Origin of the sequence: Marinobacter bohaiensis (genome assembly GCF_003258515.1) — a bacterium.
In the GTDB taxonomy this organism is placed as follows: domain Bacteria; phylum Pseudomonadota; class Gammaproteobacteria; order Pseudomonadales; family Oleiphilaceae; genus Marinobacter_A; species Marinobacter_A bohaiensis.
Map to the genome: position 1 here is coordinate 923,495 of NZ_QGEH01000001.1, position 21,781 is coordinate 945,275.

A 21,781-nucleotide genomic window follows, 5' to 3' on the forward strand; every position below is an offset into this window, starting at 1 on the left:
CCTGTCGTCGCCGCCATACACTGGCCGCCATGCGCACTGCGAAGGTGCGTAACGACGACAATAACAAGACCGGTGTGTCCGGGAATGCCCGCCACACCGCGGCCGCCGTTGTACCGGGGACGGGCGCGATCTCCACTCCAGCCCTTTCCGCGTTCGTGCAATGGCGTTGCCGGCAACCGGTGGAGTCTCGCCCATGCGAATCCCGAGCATTCGATGTGCCCGTGTTCTGTTCCTTGGCCTGTCGCTGATGCTGACAGTGCCAACCGTCCTCGCCGTGGAGCGCGGCAAACTGCATGTCTGGATCAACAACGACAAGGGCTTTAACGGCCTGGCCGATGTTGGCCGTCGGTTCGAAGCCGACACCGGCGTGCCGGTGGTGGTGGAAACCCCGACAGACCTGACCAGCAAGTTCGATCACGCCGGCTATACCCGCGAGGCGCCGGACATCATCATCTGGCCCCACGACCGTTTCGGCTCCTGGATCAACGAGGGCCTGCTGGAGACCGTGGAACCGTCGCCCGGCGTGCGGCAGGCCTTGGCGCCGTTTTCGTGGGACGCGGTCACGGTGGGCGACAGCGTTTATGGCTATCCCATCGCCACCGAAGTGGTCAGCCTGATCTACAACCGTGAACTGGTCAGTCAGCCGCCGCGCACCCTGGAGCAGGTCGCTGAGCTGGATGCCAGGCTGAGAGCCCATGGCAAGCGGGCCATTGCCTGGGACTACAGGAACCTTTACTTCTCCTGGCCGGTGATTGCCGGCGCCGGCGGCTTCAGCTTCGGCAAGACCGACGGTCATTATGACCTCACCCAGGTTGGCGTCGATACACCCGGTGCCGTGGCCGCCGTCGAGGCGATGCGCGAGTTGCTGCGCCGCGGCGTGATCGAAGAGAGCGACGACTACGGTCGCATGATGGACGGTTTCAAGGCGGGCACCACCGCCATGATCATCAACGGCCCCTGGGCCTGGAGTGAATTGCGCGAGGCGGGCATCGACATCGGCATTGCCGACGTGCCCGGCATCGACGCGGCGCACCCGGGCAAACCTTTCGTCGGCGTGCTGGCGGCCGGGATCAGCGCCGCCTCGCCGAACACCCGGCACGCCCAGCGGTTTATCGAGGACTACCTGCTTACCCGCGATGGCCTCAACGCGGTCAACGACGACAAGCCGCTGGGCGCCGTTACCCACCTGGCACTGGAGCAGACCCTGGCGGACGATCCGTTTATTCGCCACACCTTCGCGTCAGCCAGCACCGGCGAGATGATGCCCAACGTCCCGGAGATGACCCGCTTCTGGGACCTGCTCACCCGCCGCTTCGCCGACATGCTGGCGGGCGAGAAGCCGATCCGTCCCACCCTGGAACACGCCGGCAAGCTGCTGCGACGCCTCGATTCGATGCGTGGCTGGAACCGCCGTCATTACCTGGTGCAATAACCCGTCCGCGCCGTCGTGCCAAGGAGTCATCCCATGCGTTTTCCCGTTATCCGCACCCTGACCATCCGTGCCAAGGTGATCGGCCTGTTTGCCCTGCTGACGGCGATTGCGGTGGGCGCCTCGTGCCTGGTGATCCAGCGGATCGATACCATCGGCCAGAGCGTCGACCGCCAGCAGGCCAGCATCGATCGCCAGCTCTCGGCCACCCGCCACCAGGCCGAACTGATCCGCCAGCAACGGCAACTGGCGCAGCGGGCCCGGGGCGTCAATGTCGCGCAACGCCAGTTGGAGGCGTTGCAGTACTGGTACTCCCACGCGGCGCTCAACGCCGATCCCGAATCCCTGGACAAGGCCCGTGCCGCGGATGATGCCCTGGTGGACGCACTCGACGCGCTGGTCGCCGCCCATTCCGGTCTGGCCGACCGGGTCGCGTCGATGAAAAAGACGTTGAAAGAATACCGAATGCTCGGCGACAAGATGTTCAGCTACTTCGAGGACTCCATGATGCTGATGGGGCGTTCGATGGGCGAGGCCGCGCGCGACCGGGCGGTGACCCTGACCCGACAACTGGAGGCCATACGCGAGGATTACCGCCAGCAGGAACAGGCGCTGGGCGATGGCGTTCTGGAAGCGGGCGATGCGGTGTCGGCCGCCAGCGGTGCGGTGGCCGATTCGGTGGCGGCTATCCGCAGCGACGTCGACCGGGCCACTGGCGTCAGTCTGGGCATGATGGCGGCGATGGCCGGGGTGGCCGTGCTGTTCGGCGGCATTTTCCTGCGTTCCGTGCTGCGGCCGATTCGTGCCCTGGGCCGGCGGATAGACCAGATCCAGACCCACAACGACCTGACCGCCAGTCTCGATTACCGGCGTGACGACGAACTGCAGGTGATCAGCCAGGCCTTCGACGGCATGCTGGCCCGCTTCCGCGCCTTGATTAGTCAGTTGGGCCTGTCTACCGCCGAGCTCGGCGATGTGGCGACCCACGGGCGTGAAGGCAGTGGTGCGCTGACTCGTCAGGTGGACCGGCAACTTCAGGAAACCAGCCTGGTGGCCACTGCCACCAACCAGATGACGGCCGCCGCTGACGGTATCCAGGCCAGTACCGGTGAGGCCGCCCGCCTGGCGGAGGAAGTCAGCGAGCTGACGGCGCAGGGCGGTATGGCGGCGGAGGCATCGGTGCGCGCGATGGAGTCCCTGACCGGTCGCATCGACACCGCCAGTCAGGTAATCCATCAACTGGCCGAGCGCAGCGACGCCATCGGCACCGTGCTGGACGTGATCCGGGAAATCGCTGAGCAGACCAACCTGCTGGCGCTGAACGCGGCGATTGAAGCGGCCCGGGCGGGGGAGTCCGGACGCGGCTTTGCGGTGGTGGCCGACGAAGTGCGCGGCCTGGCTGGCCGTACCGGCGACTCCACCGTGGAAATCCGCAGCCTGGTGGAGAACCTGCAGGCTGACGCCCGGCGGGCGGTGGCGGAAATCCGCGACAGCCTGGACGAGAGCCGCGAGACCGTGGAGGCGATCCGCCGCTGCCGTGGCAGCCTGATGGATATCGAAGCCAAGGCTGGCCAGATGCAGCACATCAACCAGCAGGTGGCCCAGGCCACAACGGAGCAGGGAGATGCCATCCAGAGCATCGACCGCAACCTCACCAACCTCACCCGCCAGATCGAGGCGATCAACGAACACGCGTCGGAAACGGGTCGCCGTACCGAACGATTGGCGGCGATGGGAAATGAGCTACAGGGGGCGGTATCGCAGTTCAGGTATTGAGAATATGGAGTAGGTCGTCTTCCCCCTCTCCCCTGGTGGATGAGGGTTGGGGAGAGGAGGGAGAAGCCGACTGATCAGGTGCGGCTGGTCACTTCCAGCAGGTGATAGCCAAACTGGGTCTGGATCGGGCCCTGGACCTGGTTGACCTCACCGTTGAACACGGCCTTGTCGAACTCCGGTACCATCTGGCCCGGGCCGAAGGTGCCCAGGTCGCCGCCATTGCGGCCGGACGGGCAGGAGGAATGCTGACGCGCCAGTTCGGCGAAGTCCGCACCGTTTTCAATCTGTTGCTTGAGCTCTTCGCACTTTGCTTCAGTGTCGACCAGGATGTGACGTGCGGTTGCCTGTGCCATGATAGTAGTCCTTGCGTTTACCGGGTGGATAGACCGGGAATGCTGCCCGTGCGCGCCGCCGGAGGCAAGTTTTTTGTGAACCAAAAGGACGTGTGGCCTGTCAGTAGGAACGGATGAGGCCGGCCCGCTGGACCATGGAATTCCGGAAGTACACTCAATGACGTCACGATCCCGATGGCAGGCTGTCACCGTACTGGGTGTCGCCCTGAGCCTGTGCGGTTGCTCCGTGTTCCAGCAGCGGGACCGGATGGCCCAGTTCAACAGTGCCTACAGCCAGGGCCAGTACGCCCGGGCGGCGGGGGCGATGCAATTCGACGCCGCCAAGGGGCAGAGCGGCGGTGGCAGCCACGTGCTGGAACTGCTGCACCAGGGCGAAGCCTACCGGCTGGAAGGCGATTTCAAAGACGCCATCGACGCCTTCGACCGGGCCGAGGACGGCATGAAATACCTGGACACCGAAGGCTTCGCCTCGGCGGCGTCCGAGAACGTCATGTCGGTGCTGGTCAATGAATCCACCCGGGATTATCGGGCCCTGATGTCCGAGGCGATTCTGGTGAACACCTACAAGGGCCTGTCGTTCCTGGCGTTGGGCGATACCGGCAACGCCCGGGTGGAGTTCAACCGTGCCGACGACCGCACCCGCCGGGCCGTGGATTTCTTCTCCGAGGAAATCGCCGAGCAGAAACGCGCCCTGCGCAACGATCCCGCCAACGCCCGCATGGTCCAGCAGAGCATCGACAGCGGCAGCATGCGTTCGGTGCTGAGTTCCCATTACGGCGATCCCGGCGGCTGGAGCGTCTACCCGGATTACATCGTGCCGGCCAGCACCTACCTGCACGGTCTCTACTTCCTGGCCACGGGCCAGGGCAACTCCGACATCGAGCGGGCCGCCACATCACTGCAGCGCGTGGCGCAGATGGCGCCGGGCAACGCCACGCTGAAAGCGGATGCGACGCTGGCGCAGGCTCTTGCTGCCGGCAAACGCTCCCGGGCGGACCTGCCGCCGCAGGTCTGGGTGGTCTACGAGAATGGTCTGGGGCCGGTGCTGGAAGAGGTGCGCTTTGACGTGCCCCTGTTCTATTCCCACCGCGGCAATGCCTCGATGATCCTGACCGGCATCGCGCTGCCGCGTTACCGGGACCGGGCTTCGGTCGCCGGACACGTACAGGCGAGCACGCCCACGATTCAGGCGGCGACGGACGATTTCGCCAGCATGGGCAAGGTCATTCGCACCGAAATGCAGGCGCGCTTCCCCAGTATCCTGACCCGGGCCATCTCCGCGGCCGTGGTCAAGGGCGCGATGCAGTACCAGGCAACCGAGTCCTTTGGCATCGCCGGTCAGTTGGGCTCGATCATCTATTCCCTGGCCACAACCCAGGCGGACCTGCGCGGTTGGCAGGCGATGCCGAATCACTGGGAAGTGACGCGCCTGGAACGTCCGGCCGATGGCAAGGTCGAACTGTCCGACTCCGTGCGCGGGCGGCTGGGGACGCTGGATGTCCCGGATCAACCCTTTACGCTGATTTACGTGAAACGGCCTACCGCCGCCGGACCCGCTACAGTAATGTTACTGGACCTGCAGGGAAGGCGGCCGGGCCAGTGCCTGGTGTTGGCCGGCGGCGGGGCGGATCCCCGGTCGTGCGGCGGTACTTGATGGAGGAAACCATGATCCGAATGAAGTCTTGGCTGGTGCTGTTTGGATGGCTGACGTTGTTGACCGGCTGTGCGCTGGTCCAGCCGGAGCGGGAATACACCCAGCGGGATGACCTCAAGGTCGACCCGGAAATTCGCCAGTCCCTGGTGGTCCAGGAACTGCTCGATCAGCGGGTAAGCACGCCCAACGGCAGCCTGCTGCGCATCCAGTTCTCGGTCCAGGCCTATCAGGACACCGACATGGAGTGGGCGGTGACCTGGTTCGACGACGATGGCATGGTGGTCCGGGGCGTTGGCGAAGGCTATCGCCCCGCGCGTATTCTGCGGGACCAGACCCGTTTCTTTACCGCGACAGCGCCCCAGGAACGGGCTGTCAGCTTCCAGTTGCATCTACGTGAGGACCGTCAGCCATGAGTTTGAAAGGCATTTCCCGATCCATACTGGCCCTGGGCGCGGCCAGCGTTCTGCTGGCCGGTTGCGCCACGCCGACCCGCTACGTCGATCCGGCCGCGGACGACGGCCCGGTGGCCATGACCCTCGATTACCGCGACTTCGAGCGTGCGGCCGACGACGCCGTGCAGGACCTGCTGGCCAGCGGCGCCGTGGACAAGCCCGGTGGCGATCGGTACATCATGGTGGTCAGCCGCATCACCAACGACACCATGCAGCGCATCGACACCGACCAGCTCACCAAGAAGATCCGGGTGGCGCTGCTGCGCTCCGGCAAGGTGGTTACGACCACCGCGGTGGGCGTCGATGGACCCGAGGACGAGATGAACATGCAGGCCCGGGAACTGCGCAACAACGAGGAATTCGACCAGTCCGGCGTGCAGCAGAAAGGCACGCTGCAGGCACCGGATCTGAGCCTGTCCGGCAAGATCATCCAGCGCAACCACAAGGTCGAGGACGAACAGCAGGTGGAATACTACTTCCAGCTCAGCCTGACCGATCTTCGCAGCGGGTTGGCCACCTGGGAAAACGAAACACCGATCATCAAGCGCGGGTCCAACGATACCGTGGCCTGGTAAACCGGGGCTCAGGCCGGCGTCAGTACGAAGCCGGCCTGGGGCACGTGAATGTGGACGCGGCCAACGCGGTCGTGGTCGTGGGCGACGACCCAGCGTTGACCGTCGTCCGCGAGCAGTTGGCCGGTGACCGGGATCCGGCCGTAGTCGTTCGGCGTGATGCTCACGGGGCTGCCCAGTTGGGGATGATCCCGGCCGTCCGGCAGAGGGCGCGGTTCGCTGTCCCGGGCCGCCTGCAGAGCCTGCCCGGCGGTGATGGGCCGCACCTCGCCGTGTCCGAAGGCACGCATGCGGGCCATCCAGGCGCGTACCCGCGGAGCCTCCTTCAGCACCGGCTTGCCCGCCAGGTCCGCCACGAACCAGAGGCCGTGGTAAGCGGAAAAATCCGCCACGCAGGGGCGGTCGCCGAACAGGAAATCCGCCTCCAGCCGTTTCTCCAGATCCTCGACGTGCGTCGCGACCCGGCGGCGCGCCTGCTTGGGCCCCATGGCCGCCACCCGGGCCTGGCGCCCCATCTGGATGCGGTCCTTGAGAAACCGGTAGGTGTGCAGGATCGAGGTGCTGCGCACCAGCTTGAACAGCAAACTGCCGCCGCTGGCCGACAGGACGCAGGCCAGGAACACTTCCAGATCCAGCGTTTGCACGAAGTCCTGCACCGGCTGTGGCTGGCGATCTGGGTCCAGTTCGGAGCGTCCGCTCAGGTGCGTGATTTCCCGGGCGATGGTGCGGGTGTCACAGAACACATCGGCGCCCAACTGCGCCACCGGGATCTTGCGGTAGCCGGAGGCCAGTGGTGCCAGCTCCGGTCGCGGCGGCATTTCCTGCACATCCACCGCCTGCCACGGCAGCTCGGCGTAGCCCAGCATGGCGCGGATTTTCTCGGAGAAGGGGGACAGGGCGTACTGGTGCAGGATCAGGTCAGACATGGGGTCTCCGTGACAAAGACAGGGCTCTCGACCATACAGGCTGCCTTCGCCACCGTCAGCCTCAATCGCCTGGCCGAGGGATTCTGGCCCGCAGGGCCAGGCATGATCAACGTCACCGGCGACTCGAGGTGGACGTCAAAAGCCTGCGGCCAAGGCTGCTATAGTGGGCGGAAACTCAGGCCCACGGAGAGGCCGAATCGCTGATCAAGCAGGAGTAGAAACATGTACATCGCCATGAACCGTTTCCGTATTGCACCGGGCAAGGAAGAGGCCTTCATCGAGATCTGGCGCAACCGGGAAACCTATCTCGACGAGGTGCCGGGCTTCCAGTCGTTCACGCTGCTGCAGGGACCCAGCTACGAGGATCACACGCTGTTCTCGTCCCACAGCGTGTGGGAGTCCGAGGAAGCCTTCGTCAACTGGACCAAGTCCGAGGCGTTCCGTAAGGCCCACGCCAACGCCAAGCCGGCCAAGGACATCTACCTGGGCCCACCCCAGTTCGAGGGCTTCCAGTCAGTCCTGTAAATCGGTACACACTCAGCATTGCCGTGCCGGGAAGTCTGTTCCCGGCACGGCACCTCCCGGCTGATGGCCGTGGCCGTTTCCCGCCCCTCACGACGTAACCCTTCTCTGACGCCCTCCCGATTGCGCTCCGGCTGGTTCTGACTGGCCTTGGTGGCGCCTTCCAGGCGGTCGACGGTGATCTCCAGGCCGACCAGGGCGTTGGTCATTCGCTCGATGTAGTCCGCCGGGGCGTCATCCACCTGCCAGGCTTGCGGGCGCCCGCCTTCGTTGTCGTGGGTCAGTCGGTCCAGGTGTTGCCGCAGCCAGTCCCGATCCTGTACCACCACGGCGTTTCCGTGGGCGTGGATGACCTGGTAGTTCCAGGTGGGCACGGCCTTGCCGGTTTCCTGCTTGGTGGCGTACCAGTTGGGGGAAATGTAGGCGTCGGGGCCGTGGAAGATCACCAACACGCGCGATGACCGCTGGAGCTGTTGCCACACCGGGTTGGCCCGCGCCACGTGGCACTGGAGATGGCCGGCGTCGTCCAGGTGAAAGGGCAGATGGTTGGCGACCGGCCCCTCCGGTCCCGAGGTGACCAGGGTGCCGAACCCGCGCTCACGGATCAGCGCCCGCATCCGCTGTTCATCCTGCTCGGCAAAGTGCTTGGGCACGTGCATCGTCAACTCCCGGTTGATGGCTGACGGATCAGTATAGGCGGGCCGGGAGGCAGGATGAAGGTACAGGCGGCGGGCGTGACGACCGGAACAGTCAGGCCGCCGCGCTGTGCCGGGCCAGGGTCTGGGAAGGGCGCTCGCCAAACAGCTGCTTGTAGTCGGACGAGAACTGGCTCAGGTGATAGAAGCCGTTGTAACCGGCGGCATCCGAGACCGACGGGGCGTCGCCGTTGCTGAGCATCCGCTTGACCCGGTTGAGCCGGGTGACGCGCAGGAACTGCAGGGGGCTGATGCCCAGAATGCTCTCGAAGCTGTATTGCAGGGTGCGACGGCTGACGCAGGCCAGCTCGCACAGCTCCGCCATGGTGACCGGCAGGTCGCCGGCGTTTTCCACGTAATCCTTGATGCGCTCCACCACCGCCTTGCGATGCTGGTAGCTGGGCGCGACCGACGCGTTGGGGGTTTCCCGTTCCAGGGTTTCCAGCAGGGCCATCATCAGCAGGTCGTGGTGGATGCTGCCGTCCAGGTTGCCGGCGTCGGCCTGCACGATGCGGGTGATCAGGTAGCGCACGTTGCGCAGGGTTTCTTCCGGCAGGGTGAGCCGGGCCACGCGGCGGGCGTCTTCGGTGGAGATGGCCACGCCCTGCGAGTCGGCGGCGTCCAGCAGTGCCGTCTCCCGTACCACGATGCCCAGCATGTCAAAGCCGGCCGGGGTCACCAGTTCGAACTGGGTGCTGCCCGGGCGGCACAGGATGTCGGTGGCATCCAGCGTCTGGCCATTGACCCGGCAGTCCTGCCAGTTGCTGGGCAGCCCGAACCAGATGGCGTCGGGCCAGACCAGACACTGCTGGCGCAGGGCGTGGCTGCTGTGTTCGTTGTACACCTGCATGCCGTCCAGGTGCAGCTCGTCGATGCGGCCGTAGAAGCGTCCGGCGCTGAGCTGGTCGTATTCCTGATGCCAGTTGGTCAGGTTGTCGGCCTGTTCGTGGGCGTCATCCGTAATGGATGTGCACCGGGTTGGTGCGCTGCGCGGTTTTTTCTGGTGCACGATCGCCTCCGACGTTTCGGCCGATCTCTCCATCATGGTCGCCATATCCTGCCTTTGCCACTGAGCTTTAGTGCCTAATCCCGTAGCACTTTCGTCTCGTTTCAGGTTTGCCAATTTTCGATAACCCGGCTCACGGGGCGGCGTTACAGTGGAATAACAGAGCAATATCCGTTCCCCGCGCCTGGCGTCGGGGCAGAAAAGGCAGGACCGCGTATGCAACAACGATACTCCTACACCCTGGGCGGCCGGACCTGGCGCTTCCGGAACCTGGCGGATCTGATGGCCAAGGCCACGCCGGCCCGGTCCGGAGACCGGCTGGCGGGCGTGATGGCGGACTCGGACGAAGAGCGGGTGGTGGCCCAGATGTGCCTGGCGGAGGTGCCGCTCAAGACCTTCCTGAACGAGGCCCTGGTGCCCTACGAGGAGGACGAGATCACCCGGCTGATCCTGGACAGCCATGACCGCAGCGCCTTCGAACCGGTCAGCCACCTGACGGTGGGCGATTTCCGCAACTGGCTGCTGGGGGACGCGGCGTCCAGCGACATGTTGGCCCGCATCCGGCCCGGCCTGACCCCGGAGATGGTGGCCGCGGTCAGCAAGATCATGCGCAACCAGGACCTCATTCTGGTCGCCCGCAAGTGTCGGGTGGAAACCGCGTTTCGCAACACCATTGGCCTGGAAGGGCGCCTGTCCACACGGCTGCAACCCAATCACCCCACCGATGACGCCACCGGGATCGCCGCCAGCATCCTCGACGGCCTGCTCTACGGCAGCGGCGACGCGGTCATTGGCATCAACCCGGCCACCGACAACGTGGCCCAGGCCAAACAGCTGATGCAGCTGATGGACGAGGTGATCCGCAAGTACGAGATTCCCACCCAGTCCTGCGTACTGACCCATGTGACCAACACGCTGGAAGCGATCGAGCAGGGCGCGCCGGTGGATCTGGTGTTCCAGTCGATCGGTGGCACCGAGGCCACCAACCGCAGCTTCGGTTTCGGCCTGTCGACGCTGAAGGAAGCGCGGGACGCGGCACTGTCCCTCAATCGCGGCAGCGTCGGCCAGAACGTCATGTACTTCGAGACCGGGCAGGGCAGTGCGCTGTCCGCCAACGCCCACCATGGCCTGGACCAGCAGACCTGCGAGGCGCGCAGCTACGCCGTGGCCCGCGAATTCAAACCGCTGCTGGTGAATACGGTGGTGGGCTTTATCGGCCCGGAATACCTATTCGACGGCAAGGAAATCATTCGCGCCGGACTGGAAGACCATTTCTGCGGCAAGTTGCTGGGCGTGCCCATGGGCTGCGACATCTGCTACACCAACCACGCCGAGGCCGACCAGAACGACATGGACAACCTGCTGACCCTGCTGGGGGTGGCCGGTTGCACCTTCATCATGGGCATCCCGGGCTCCGACGACATCATGCTCAACTACCAGACCACCTCCTTCCACGATGCCCTCTACGCCCGTCGCGTGCTGGGGCTGAGTCCGGCGCCAGAGTTCGAGGCCTGGCTGGAGCGCATGGGCGTGTTCGACGACGTGCGCCGCCACGAACCGGCGGCGACCCTGCCGGGTCTGTTCGGCCCCAGTCTCAAGCGCATTACCGGAGATGCGTCATGAGCGATCGCAACAAACCCCCGGTGATCGACAACCCCTGGCGCGCCCTGCGCCAGTACACGGACGCCCGTATTGGTCTGGGCCGCGCCGGCATCAGCCTGCCCACCTCGGAGATGCTCGAATTCCAGCTGGCCCATGCCCGCGCCCGGGATGCGGTGCACTTCCCGCTCGACGTGGATCGCTTGCTGGAGGAACTGGCGGCACTCGACAGCCCGCTGCTGAGCGGCGTGGCGCCGCTGCGGCTCCACAGCCAGGCCGATGACCGGGCGACGTACCTGCAGCGGCCCGACCTGGGGCGGGAGCTGTCTTCGGCGTCCAGCGAAAAACTGGCTGAACCCGATCTGGCCACGGACGGCTACGACCTGGCGCTGGTGGTGGTCGACGGCCTGTCTTCCTCGGCGGTGCAGGCCAACGCCGTGCCGTTTCTAAGTGCTTTCCTGCAGGACCTGGCGCAGGAGCGCGACGACTGGCGTCTGGCGCCGCTCACCGTGGTGGAGCAGGGCCGCGTGGCCATTGGCGATGCCGTGGGCGCGGCGCTCAAGGCCCGGGTGGTGGCGGTGCTGATCGGCGAGCGGCCCGGGCTCAGTTCGCCGGACAGCCTGGGGCTGTACCTCACCTGGAATCCGCGGCCCGGGCTCAACGACGCCGACCGCAACTGCGTGTCCAACGTGCGGCCCGCCGGGCTGCCGGTGGAGCAGGCGAGCCAGCGGCTGCTGTATCTATTGCGCGAAGCCTTCCGCCTGAAACTGTCGGGCGTGGGGCTCAAGGACCGTACCGAGGAAGTGGTGGTCGATGCTTCGTCGGATAACAGGAATTTCCTCACTCACTAAAACCATAACGATTCAAAAAACCACAACGATTCCATAAAACGAAGGCTCTTCTGGAGAACGCAATGACGACACACAACGTGGATGACGAGTACCTGGCCAAGCGCCAGTTAAAAAAGGGAACCGCCGGCTGGGTGCTGCTGGCGGGGCTGGGGGTGTCCTATGTGATTTCCGGCGATTTCGCCGGCTGGAACTTCGGGATCGGTGAGGCTGGCTGGGGCGGGTTTGCCGTGGCCATGGCGCTGATGGCGCTGATGTACTTCGCGCTGGTGCTGTCCCTGGCGGAGATGTCCGCCGCGATTCCCGCGGCCGGCGGCGGCTACAGCTTCGCCCGCCATGCCATGGGGGCGACCGGCGGCTATCTGACCGGGCTGGCGGTGCTGATCGAGTACGCCCTGGCGCCGGCGGCCATCGTGATCTTTATCGGCGCCGCCGTGGAAGAGCTGCTCGGGGTGAACGGGCCCTGGGTCTACGCCCTGTTCTACGCCGTATTCGTGGGCATTCACCTGGCCGGCGTCGGCGAGGCGCTCAAGGTGATGATGGTGATCAGCGGCCTGGCGGTGTTCGCCATCCTGGCCACGGCGATTGCGCTGGTGGGGGATTTCGATGCCGCCAACCTGTTCGACATCGCCCCGTCGGCAGCGTCCGGCGCCAGCGAATTCCTGCCGTTCGGCTGGTATGGCGTGTGGGCGGCGCTGCCGTTCGCCATGTGGCTGTTCCTGGCGGTGGAAGGCGTGCCCCTGGCGGCTGAGGAATCCAAGAACCCGGCCCGGGACATGCCCAAGGGCATCATCGGCGCCATGGTGTTCCTGCTGTTCACCGCCGTGCTGGTGGTCTTCCTGCTGGCGGGTGCCGCCGGTGCGGAGATGATCGGCGCCAGTGGCGTGCCGCTGGTGGACGCCCTGAAAGCCACGGATCAGGCGACCCTGGCCACGGTGATCAACGTGCTGGGGCTGGCCGGCCTGATCGCCTCGTTCTTCTCGATCATCTTCGGCTACAGCCGCCTGGTGTTCGCCCTGTCCCGGGCCGGCTACCTGCCCAAGGCCCTGTCCCTGACCAGTAAGCGCAAGGCGCCGGTGTGGGCCCTGGTGGTGCCGGGCGTATTCGGTTTCCTGGTGTCGCTGACCGGCGAGGGCGACCTGATCCTGGGTATGGCGGTGGTTGGTGCCACCATCTCCTACGCGTTAATGGCCGGCAGTCACATCCTGCTGCGCCTGCGCCAGCCGCACCTGGCGCGCCCCTATAAGACGCCGGGTGGCATGGTCACGTCGGTGATTGCGCTGGTGCTGTCCCTGGTCGCCATGACCGGCGTCTACGCCTTCGACCCGCGGGCGTTCAACTACACCATCGTGCTGTTCGTGATCGGCGCGGTGTACTACTTCGCCTACGGCAAGAACCACCTGGTGGCCAAGACCGCCGAGGAAGAGCTGGCCCTGGTGCTGGATGCCGAGCATTCGCTGGATGATGAGGACGAGGCGTCCACGGAAGCGCGGCCTGCCCAGGCCTGATTCGAAAGAGGGTAAAGAAAAGGCCGGCAGGGAAACCTGCCGGCCTTTTTGTTTGGGGCGTCATGTAGCCGAAGCTTCAGCTTCGGAGAACCCGCAAGGGTTCCCTGTGTCGGGATAAACCCGTGACCATCGGCCGTCCCGTCGGGGCGGCTCGGAAGCTAAAACGTCCGCTACATAGACATCGCGGACGAGTCGCGGCTCAAGCCGGTCCGTCCGACGCCGCCGGTGCTTTTGACGCGGTGGCCTGTTCGCTTTTCCCGGGTGCGCCCGCCAGTGCCCGATACAGATTCACCATGGCCAACACCGATGCGGTCCGGCCCTGTTCCAGGGCGTTCTCGCTGTCCAGTTGCTCGCGTTCGGCATCCAGCACTTCGAAGTAGCCGATGTAACCCTGCTCATAGCGGGTGCGGGCCAGTTCGGCGGCCTCGCGGGCCGCCCGGGCGCTGGCTTGCAGGCGCTCGGTGCGCTCCTGGGCGCGGGCGTAGCGGACCAGGCGGTTCTCGGTTTCCTCCAGCGCGTCGAGAATGGCCTGGCGGTAGTTGGCCAGGGCCGCCTGGGCGTCCGCATCCGCGGCGTCGATCCGTGAGCGGACGCGGCCAAAGTTGAGGAACGACCAGTCGATGCCCAGGCCCACGGCCCGGGACTCGGCGCCGGCACTGAACAGATCGCCGCCGTCCACCGCCACGCTGCCCAGCAGGGCGTCGAGGCTGAAGCGCGGGTACAGATCCGCGGTGGCGACGCCAATGTCCGCCGTCGCGGCCGCCAACTGGCGCTCCGCGGCCAGGATGTCCGGCCGGCGGCGCAGCACGTCGCCCGGCGTCCCCGCAGGAATCAGCGGCAGGGCGGACGGCAGCGGTTCGGCTTCGGACAGCCGTGGGATCAGCTCACCGGGTGCCCGGCCAGACAGCACGGCGATGCGATGCATCCGCACCCGCACGTCCGCTTCCAGTTGCGGCAGGGCCGCGCGGGTGCGCTCCAGTTGGGCTTCGGCGCGGCGTTCGTCGAAGCGGGTGCTGCGACCGGCGTCCAGGCGTGAGCGCACGATGTCGAGGGACTCGCGCTGGATGCGGACGTTGTTGCGGGCGACGTCCAGCTGCTGCTGCAGGCCGCGCAGCTCGAAGTAGCTGGCGGCCACCTCGCCGGCGAGCGAGACGCGCAGGGCGTCCAGCTCGGCGCCGGCCGCCTGCAGGCGCGCGGCCTGGGCTTCGCTGGCCCGGCGCAGACGCCCGAACAGGTCCAGCTCCCAGCTGGCGTTGGCGCTGACGCGATAGACGTCCACGTCGGCGTCACCGGTATCGGCCGATGTGCGCTCCGCTTCCGCCAGATGCTGGGAGCGGGCGGAGGCGCTGGCGCCGATGGTGGGCATCCGGTCGGCCCGGGCGCCGCGCAGCAGGGCGTCGGCGCGCTCGAAGCGGGCCAGGGCGGCCTGCAGGGTCTGGTTGTCGGTCATGACGTCGTCGATCAGGTCCGCCAGTACCGGATCGTTGAACCCACCCCAGAAGCGAGCTTCGTCCGCGGCGGAGAAGGGCGCGCTGTCGCGCGCCTCGCTGAACTGCTCCGGCGCCTGCACATCCGGCGCCTGATAGTCGGGGCCGACGGCGCACCCTGCCAGCAGCAGGGGCGCCAGGGCCAGGTAACGTTTACGCATGTTGGTCTCCGGTCTGGTTTTCCAGGGCGACGGTAGCGGTCTTGTCCAGGGACTTGCCGCTGATCAGACGCAGGGCCACATAGAACACCGGCGTCAGCAGCAGGCCGAACAGGGTCACGCCGATCATGCCGCTGAATACGGTGATGCCCATGGCGTTGCGCACTTCGCTGCCGGCACCGGAGGCCAGCACCAGCGGGACCACGCCGGCGATGAACGCCACCGAGGTCATGATGATCGGGCGCAGACGCAGGCGGCACGCTTCCAGGGCGGCGGCGATGGTGTCCATGCCTTCCATCTCCTTCTCCCGGGCGAACTCGACGATCAGTATCGCGTTCTTGCAGGCCAGCCCCATCAGGACCACCAGCCCCACCTGGACGAAGACGTTGTTGTCACCGCCGGTGAGCCAGACGCCGAACAGCGCCGCCAGCAGACACATGGGCACGATTAGGATCACCGCCAGCGGCAGCACCCAGCTCTCGTAGAGCGCGGCCAGCACCAGGAACACCAGCAGCACGGCCAGCGGGAAGACCACCATGGCGGCGTTGCCCTGGGTGATCTGCTGGAAGCTGAGGTCGGTCCAGGCGATGTCCATGCCGCGCGGCAGCGTCTGTTCCGCCACCTCGGCGACTTTGTTCAGGGCCTCGCCGGAAGACAGCACGGCCGGGTCGGACTGGCCGATCAGGTCCGCCGCCGGATAGCCGTTGAAGCGGATCACAGGGTCCGGGCCGAAGCTGCGCTCCAGGGTGACCATGGAGCTGAGCGGCACCATTTCGCCCTGGTTGTTGCGCACGAACAGGTGCTCCAGATCGCTGACGTCGTCCCGGTAGGGCGCGTCGGCCTGGGCGACCACCTGATAGGTGCGGCCGAAGCGGTTGAAGTCGTTGATGTACAGCGACCCGAAGTAGAACTGCAGGGTGCCGAACAGGTCATCCAGGGCAACCCCTTGCGCCTTGGCCTGGCGTCGGTCCACGTCCGCATCCAGCTGCGGCACGTTGGCCTGGTAGGAGCTGAACGGGTAACTCATGCCGTCCTGCTGGCTGAGCGCGCCGGCGAGCTGGTTGGTGGCATTCTGCAGCACCCCGTAACCCGCGCCGGTCTTGTCCTGCACGTAGAGCGAGTAGCCGGAGCCCGCGCCCAGACCGAAGATCGGTGGCGGCATGAAGGAAATGGCAAAGCCTTCCTTGATGCCGGCCAGCTTGCCGTTGATCTCGCCCATGATCTCCTGGGCTGTGCGGTCGCGTTCCTTGAAGTCGTCGAACAGGATGAACACCGTGCCGATGTTGGGCGTGTTGGTGCCCTGCAGCGCGTTGTAGCCGACAAAGGCGGCGGCATCGGCCACGCCGTCGGTGTCCAGAGCGATGTCGCTGACGCTGCGGGCCACGTCTTCGGTGCGGTCGAGCGAGGCGCCTTCCGGCAGGCGGATGCTGCCCACCAGATACGTTTTGTCCTGGGTGGGGATGAAGCCGCCCGGCACCTGGTCGAACAGGAACACCGTGCCGCCCAGCATGGCGGCGTAGATCAGGAACACGACGCCACGGGTGCGCAGGCTGCGACGGACGAACCCTTCGTAGCCCTTGGCGCTGCGATCGAAGAACCGGTTGAACGGCCGGAACAGCCAGCCGAACAGCCGGTCGATCAGACGCGCGGGCAGGTCCTTGGGTGCGTCGTGGCCCTTGAGCAGGGTGGCGGCCAGGGCCGGCGACAGGGTCAGCGAGTTGATCGCCGAGATCACCGTGGCGATGGCGATGGACGCCGCGAACTGGCGGTAGAACTGGCCGGTGATGCCATCCAGGAAGGCCATGGGCACGAACACCGCGCACAGCACCAGGCAGATGGCGACGATCGGCCCGCTCACTTCGCGCATAGCCTGGTGGGCGGCGGCCAGGGGTTTGAGGCCTTCCTCGATATTCCGTTCGACGTTCTCCACCACCACGATGGCGTCGTCCACCACGATGCCGATAGCCAGCACCATGCCGAACAGGGTCAGCGTATTGATGGAGAAACCCAGCACCGACAGCACCGCGAAGGTGCCCACGATGGAGACCGGCACCGCCAGCAGCGGAATCAGCGAGGCGCGCCAGGTCTGCAGGAACAGGATTACCACCAGCACCACCAGGGCGACCGCTTCCAGCAGGGTCGAGATGACCGCGTCGATGGAGCTGCTGACGAACACGGTCGGGTCGTAGGCCACTTCCCAGGTCAGGCCGTCGGGGAAGTTGTCGTCCAGTTCGTCCATCTTGGCGCGCACGGCGGCAGAAACGTCCAGGGAGTTGGAACCCGGCGACTGGAAGATGGGGATGGCCACCGCCTGCTTGTTGTTCAGCAGGGCACGCAGGGCGTCCTCGGAGGCGGCCAGCTCGGCGCGGCCGATGTCGCCCAGGCGGGTGATTTCGCCGTCGTCGCCGGTTTTGACGACGATGTTCTCGAACTCCTCGGCGGTTTCCAGACGGCCGCGGGCGTTGATGGAAATCAGGAAGTCGTTCTTCTCCGGCATGGGCTGCGCGCCGATCTGGCCGGCCGATACCTGGATGTTCTGCTCACGCACCGCGCGGGAGACGTCGCTGGCGGTGATGCCGTGGGAGGCGGCTTTCTGCGGATCGATCCACAGGCGCATGGCGTAGTCGCCGGCGCCGAACAGGCCGGCCTGACCCACGCCGGGCAGGCGCGCCAGTTCGTCACGGATGTGCAGTACCGCGTAGTTGCGGATGTAGGTGGCGTCGTAGGTATCGTCCGGCGACAGCAGGTGCACCGCCATGGTCAGGTTGGGCGACTGCTTCTGGGTCGTCACGCCCTGGCGCTGCACATCTTCCGGCAGGCGCGGCAGGGCCTGGGTGACCCGGTTCTGGACCTGCACCTGGGCGCGATCCGGATCGGTGCCCAGCTTGAAGGTGACGGTCAGGGCCAGGGTGCCGTCACTGCCGGCGACGGATTTCATGTAGATCATGTCCTCCACGCCGTTGATGGATTCCTCCAGCGGTGTGGCGACGGTCTCAGAGATGGTTTTGGGGTTGGCCCCCGGATAGCTGGCCGTGACCTGGACGCTGGGTGGAACGACGTCCGGGTACTCGCTGACCGGCAGTCCGGGAATGCTGATCAACCCCACCACGAAGATGATGATGGACAGAACCGACGCGAAGATCGGCCTGTCGACGAAGAATCGGGAAAAATTCATGCAAAGGCTCCCTGGGCGTGGCCCGTTCGGGCCACGCCGGATTCAGTAATCGGAGATCGGGAAGTCGGGTTTACTGGGCGCGTGCGACGCGCTGGCTCTCGCGCTGGGCCGGCCGCATGGCCACCTGCTCGGGATGGACCTGCATGCCCGGCATCAGGATTTTCTGCAGCCCATTGACCACCACGCGGTCGCCGGCTTCCAGACCGTTCTCGACCACCAGCAGCTCGCCGGAGCGACGGCCAGGCTCGATGTTGCGGCGGCTGACCGTGTCGTCTTCGCCCACCACGTAGACGTAGCGGCGGTCCTGGTCGGTCAGCACGGCTTTCTGGTCCACCATCAGGGCGTGCTCCAGCCGGCTGACCGGCATGCTGACGCGAGCGAACTGACCGGGACGGAAGCGGCCGTCGGGATTGGCCATGACCGCTCGGTACTGCAGGGTGCCGGTGCTGGCGTCCAACTGGTTGTCGATGAAGTCGACGACGGCGTCGTGGGCGTAGTCGGCCTCGCCGGCCAGGCGCACGCGCACCTGGGGGTTGGAGCCCGCGTCCAGGCGGTTCAGCGCTTCCAGGGCGGTTTCCTCATCGCCTTCGAAATAGACGTACAGCGGGTCCACCGACACCACGCGGGTCAGCAGGGTCTGGTCGCTGGTGGCCAGGTTGCCGCGGGTCACCATGGCGCGACTGACGCGTCCGTCGATGGGTGAGCGGATGTGGGTGTATTCCAGATCCAGCTGGGCGCTGTCCAGTTCGGCACGGGCCGCGGCGACGCTGGCGCGGGCTTCATTGAGGGTGGCCTGGCGCTGGTCGAACTCCTCGCGGGAGATGGCGCGGCTCTCCATCAGGTGCCGCGCGCGTTCGGCTTCGCTGCCGGCCAGCGATAGCTGGCTCTGGGCGCGGGCCAGTTGCGCCTTGGCGGCATCCACATGGGCTTCGTAGGGGCGCGGGTCGATCTGGAACAGCAGGTCGCCCTGCTTCACCAGCTCGCCTTCCTCAAAGGCGACTTCGTCGATGTAGCCGCTCACGCGCGGGCGCAGGTCAACGCTCTCGGGGGCGGCAATACGGCCGGTGAAACCGTCCCAAAGGGTGACGGCATCGGACTCGACCTGGGCGACATCCACCGCCGGCGGTGGCGGCGCGGCGGCGGCTTCCTCGCTGTGGGCCTCGCAGCCGACCAGTCCCACGGCGGTGGCGAACAACAGCGTCAATGTCAGAAGCGGGGTACGTATTCCTTGCAGATGGGCGTCCATCGGATGCGTTCTCCTGGTCAAATATCGGATATCCAGCAAACAGTTCGGCTTGGCACGGTCTGACGCGGGGCCGCTCTCCGTTCTGGTTGGTTGCCGGGGACGGCGGGGGAGCTGCGGCGTTTCGCTGTGCGTCGATAACGTGTGACTAATCTAATGGTTGTCCCGCGAACGGCGGTATCCGGTTTCTCTGTGAAGGTTGCCTGATTCTCTAGAAAGGCTTGAAAGGAATTCTGGGCGTGTGGTTTCGGAAGTGTCGCAAAGGCGGGCTGCTCGATCGTTTATTCAGTTTGTCATGTAATCGTAATGCTCCGTATATAAAGCATTTTTCTTCCGTGTTTCGAGAATTGCCGCGCCGGGAGCAGAGGGGTAAAGCGCTTGTGAGTGGAAGCGCTCAGGAGAATTGGATTATCCATTAATCCAGCCGGGATCGTTGCCTGTTACTGTCCGGTGATTGCCTAATCCTGTCGAATTGGGTCAACATGAACCCAGTGGGCCATTTTCCATGCGTATACTGGTCACCGTTTTGATAGCCGTGGCGACTCCATCGTCCCGGCCATGCCCCAGGAGACCTCACTGTGCCTGAACCTCATACCCCCATCGTTGAGCAGAAACCGTTTGCCCGAGCGCACGGCCGCGTCGCCGTCCAGCACGGTCCGGACAAGTCCCCTCTTGCCGGCGCGGGTGTTCGTGCCGAGCAGGAATCGGACAGCGCTCTGGAACCCCTGCGCCAGGAGCTGGCGGGGCGGGTCCGGCGCAGTGCCCTGGAGCAGCAGCAAATCAACGCGACCGCGATTCCAGGCCTGGAAACGTTCCGTTCGGAAACTTCCACCAGTTGTGTGTCGACCGTTTACACACCGTCGCTCGCGTTTATTGTTCAGGGCGCCAAATCGGTGAACTTCGGCGATCGCGAGTTGACTTACGGGCCGCTGTCCTACCTGGTGTCATCCGTACACATGCCGGTGCTGGGTCGAATCGTGCACGCCTCGTCTGACGAGCCCTACCTGGCCCTGAAGGTGGATGTGGATCCGCAGGAAGTAAGCAACCTCGTGCTGGAGCTGGGCAGCCAGCTGCCGCTGGATGCCGCTGAAGCGGAAGCCTGCCCGGAAGCCAGCTGTGGCCTGTGCCTCGCGCGGATGGATCGCGGCATGCTCGATGCCGTCAACCGGCTGATGAGTCTGCTGGATTCACCGCGGGATGTGCCGATTCTGGCGCCGCTGGCCCGGCGTGAGATCATCTATCGGGCGCTGATCGGTGAGATGGGCGCGCGCATGCGCAAGTTTGCCGTGGCGGATTCCCAGGTGCACCGGGTGTCCCGTGTCATTGCGGTGCTCAAGGACCGCTACACGGACAGCCTGCGGGTGAAGGATCTGGCTGAAGAGGTGAACATGAGCGAATCCGCGCTGTTCCACACCTTCAAGCAGGTGACGCGGATGTCGCCGCTGCAGTTCCAGAAAAAGCTGCGCCTGCACGAAGCCCGGCGCCTGATGCTTTCGGAAGGACTGGAGGCGGCGACCGCCAGTTACCGGGTTGGTTACGAGAGCCCGTCCCACTTCAGCCGCGAGTACAGTCGCCTGTTTGGCGCGCCGCCCCGGGCGGACGTGATCAAGTTACGCGGCGAGCAGTCGGTGTCCGCCTGAAGCGATCAGGCGGGTGAGGTCTCGATGCGGTCTTCGGCGATCTCCCGGAAGCTGGCGATGAGGGTCGCCGGTTCCTGGGCGCCGGAGATCAGGTAGCGCTGGTTGACGATGAGCGCCGGCACACTCTGAATGCCCGCCATCTGGTATCGCTTTTCCTCGGCGCGTACCGCCACGGCGTAGCGGTTTGAGTCCAGCACCTGGCGCGCGGCTTCGCCGTCCAGTCCTGAGGCTTCCACGCAGCGACACAGCACCGCCGGGTCCGAGATGTTGGCTGCCTCGCCGAAGTAGGCGTCGAAAAAGGCCAGCTTGAGGTCCGTCTGCCGGTTCTGTTCCTTGGCCCACTGCAATAGCCGGTGGGCGTCGAAGGTATTGCGCGAATAGCGTTTCTGCAGTCCATCGAAATTCAGGCCCAGTTCCCGGGCGATGACCATCATGTTGGCCTGGTTGGCTTCCATTTCAGCGGGACTGCGGCCGTACTTGCGGCTGAGATGTTCCAGAATCGGCTCACCGTCGAGGGACATGTCCGGGTTGAGCTCGAACGCATGCCAGTCGATGGTGAACGCCAGTTCGTTTTCCAGTGCCTTCATGGCTTGCCTGAGGCGTGCATAACCAATGGCGCACCACGGACACGCAACATCCGACACGATGTCGATCCGCAACGTTTTCATGGTGATACTCCTGATGCCTGAGGCGACGGATAAGGATGCACTGCCCCATGATGATACCGGGAAGTGGCCG

Annotated in this window: 18 protein-coding genes; 10 read left to right on the forward strand and 8 right to left on the reverse strand. The window is 65.5% G+C overall.

Going from position 1 to position 21,781, the window contains the following annotated elements; all coding sequences use genetic code 11:
* Nucleotides 1-193: 193 nt before the first annotated feature.
* Together malE and DKK67_RS04140 are read left to right on the forward strand one after the other, a co-directional pair.
* Nucleotides 194-1,432, forward strand: a complete 1,239-nt coding sequence (gene malE / locus DKK67_RS04135) for a maltose/maltodextrin ABC transporter substrate-binding protein MalE (RefSeq protein WP_228160507.1) — start codon at nt 194-196, stop codon at nt 1,430-1,432.
* A 33-nt stretch (nt 1,433-1,465) separates the two neighbouring features.
* Entirely contained in the window at nt 1,466-3,205 is a 1,740-nt protein-coding gene (locus DKK67_RS04140) for a methyl-accepting chemotaxis protein (protein WP_111494668.1), read from the forward strand.
* A 74-nt stretch (nt 3,206-3,279) separates the two neighbouring features.
* Here DKK67_RS04140 and DKK67_RS04145 read toward each other — a convergent pair whose 3' ends face one another.
* Nucleotides 3,280-3,558 (reverse strand): peptidylprolyl isomerase, encoded by a 279-nt coding sequence (locus tag DKK67_RS04145; protein WP_111494670.1) that lies wholly within the window; start codon nt 3,556-3,558, stop codon nt 3,280-3,282.
* A 157-nt stretch (nt 3,559-3,715) separates the two neighbouring features.
* Between DKK67_RS04145 and DKK67_RS04150 the strand changes: the two genes are divergently transcribed.
* Genes DKK67_RS04150 through lpoB form a run of 3 tightly spaced genes read left to right on the forward strand, consistent with a single transcriptional unit; the run spans nt 3,716 to nt 6,239 of the window.
* Nucleotides 3,716-5,212, forward strand: coding sequence for a COG3014 family protein (locus DKK67_RS04150; RefSeq protein ID WP_111494672.1), 1,497 nt, complete (start codon nt 3,716-3,718; stop codon nt 5,210-5,212).
* Between the two features lie 20 nt (nt 5,213-5,232).
* Nucleotides 5,233-5,625: a DUF1425 domain-containing protein gene (locus tag DKK67_RS04155; protein WP_162628735.1), complete on the forward strand. Its 393-nt coding sequence runs from the start codon at nt 5,233-5,235 to the stop codon at nt 5,623-5,625.
* Nucleotides 5,622-6,239, forward strand: coding sequence for a penicillin-binding protein activator LpoB (lpoB, locus tag DKK67_RS04160; RefSeq protein ID WP_111494676.1), 618 nt, complete (start codon nt 5,622-5,624; stop codon nt 6,237-6,239). The genes DKK67_RS04155 and lpoB overlap by 4 nt, the downstream gene beginning before the upstream one ends.
* An 8-nt stretch (nt 6,240-6,247) precedes the next feature.
* On the opposite strand, the gene DKK67_RS04165 is transcribed toward lpoB, so the two are convergent.
* The gene (locus tag DKK67_RS04165) at nt 6,248-7,162 is read right to left on the reverse strand and encodes a glutathione S-transferase family protein (RefSeq protein WP_111494678.1); all 915 of its coding nucleotides are present in this window, start codon (nt 7,160-7,162) and stop codon (nt 6,248-6,250) included.
* A 222-nt stretch (nt 7,163-7,384) separates the two neighbouring features.
* Here DKK67_RS04165 and DKK67_RS04170 point away from each other — a divergent pair, with 222 nt between their 5' ends.
* Nucleotides 7,385-7,687: an antibiotic biosynthesis monooxygenase family protein gene (locus DKK67_RS04170; protein ID WP_111494680.1), complete on the forward strand. Its 303-nt coding sequence runs from the start codon at nt 7,385-7,387 to the stop codon at nt 7,685-7,687.
* Here DKK67_RS04170 and DKK67_RS04175 read toward each other — a convergent pair.
* Both DKK67_RS04175 and DKK67_RS04180 read right to left on the reverse strand, forming a co-directional pair.
* Nucleotides 7,642-8,343 carry an FMN-binding negative transcriptional regulator gene (locus DKK67_RS04175; RefSeq protein WP_111494682.1) on the reverse strand — a complete coding sequence of 234 codons (702 nt, stop codon included), beginning with the start codon at nt 8,341-8,343 and terminating at the stop codon, nt 7,642-7,644. The two genes, DKK67_RS04170 and DKK67_RS04175, sit on opposite strands and share 46 nt — an antisense overlap.
* A gap of 91 nt (nt 8,344-8,434) precedes the next feature.
* The gene (locus tag DKK67_RS04180) at nt 8,435-9,424 is read right to left on the reverse strand and encodes a helix-turn-helix domain-containing protein (RefSeq protein ID WP_204355721.1); all 990 of its coding nucleotides are present in this window, start codon (nt 9,422-9,424) and stop codon (nt 8,435-8,437) included.
* Nucleotides 9,425-9,601: 177 nt separating this feature from the next.
* Here DKK67_RS04180 and DKK67_RS04185 point away from each other — a divergent pair, with 177 nt between their 5' ends.
* The 3 genes from DKK67_RS04185 (at nt 9,602) to eat (ending at nt 13,340) form a co-directional block, all read left to right on the forward strand.
* Complete coding sequence (locus DKK67_RS04185; RefSeq protein WP_111494686.1) at nt 9,602-11,008, forward strand: ethanolamine ammonia-lyase subunit EutB; 1,407 nt, start codon at nt 9,602-9,604, stop codon at nt 11,006-11,008.
* Complete coding sequence (gene eutC / locus DKK67_RS04190) at nt 11,005-11,835, forward strand: ethanolamine ammonia-lyase subunit EutC (RefSeq protein WP_111494688.1); 831 nt, start codon at nt 11,005-11,007, stop codon at nt 11,833-11,835. The genes DKK67_RS04185 and eutC overlap by 4 nt, the downstream gene beginning before the upstream one ends.
* Before the next feature lie 62 nt (nt 11,836-11,897).
* Nucleotides 11,898-13,340 carry an ethanolamine permease gene (gene eat / locus DKK67_RS04195; protein ID WP_111494690.1) on the forward strand — a complete coding sequence of 481 codons (1,443 nt, stop codon included), beginning with the start codon at nt 11,898-11,900 and terminating at the stop codon, nt 13,338-13,340.
* A 199-nt stretch (nt 13,341-13,539) separates the two neighbouring features.
* Here the strand turns inward: eat and DKK67_RS04200 are convergent, their stop codons facing one another.
* From DKK67_RS04200 to DKK67_RS04210, 3 genes are all read right to left on the reverse strand, one after another.
* Nucleotides 13,540-14,988, reverse strand: a complete 1,449-nt coding sequence (locus DKK67_RS04200) for an efflux transporter outer membrane subunit (protein WP_111494692.1) — start codon at nt 14,986-14,988, stop codon at nt 13,540-13,542.
* Entirely contained in the window at nt 14,981-18,160 is a 3,180-nt protein-coding gene (locus DKK67_RS04205) for an efflux RND transporter permease subunit (RefSeq protein ID WP_111494694.1), read from the reverse strand. Before DKK67_RS04205 ends, DKK67_RS04200 begins: the two co-directional genes overlap by 8 nt.
* Nucleotides 18,161-18,230: 70 nt before the next feature.
* Nucleotides 18,231-19,406: an efflux RND transporter periplasmic adaptor subunit gene (locus DKK67_RS04210; RefSeq protein ID WP_111494696.1), complete on the reverse strand. Its 1,176-nt coding sequence runs from the start codon at nt 19,404-19,406 to the stop codon at nt 18,231-18,233.
* 722 nt (nt 19,407-20,128) lie between these two features.
* On the opposite strand from DKK67_RS04210, the gene DKK67_RS04215 reads away from it, so the two are divergent.
* Nucleotides 20,129-21,043 carry an AraC family transcriptional regulator gene (locus DKK67_RS04215; protein ID WP_407657827.1) on the forward strand — a complete coding sequence of 305 codons (915 nt, stop codon included), beginning with the start codon at nt 20,129-20,131 and terminating at the stop codon, nt 21,041-21,043.
* 5 nt (nt 21,044-21,048) lie between these two features.
* Here DKK67_RS04215 and DKK67_RS04220 read toward each other — a convergent pair whose 3' ends face one another.
* Nucleotides 21,049-21,711, reverse strand: coding sequence for a DsbA family oxidoreductase (locus tag DKK67_RS04220; RefSeq protein ID WP_111494698.1), 663 nt, complete (start codon nt 21,709-21,711; stop codon nt 21,049-21,051).
* Nucleotides 21,712-21,781 lie beyond the last annotated feature (70 nt).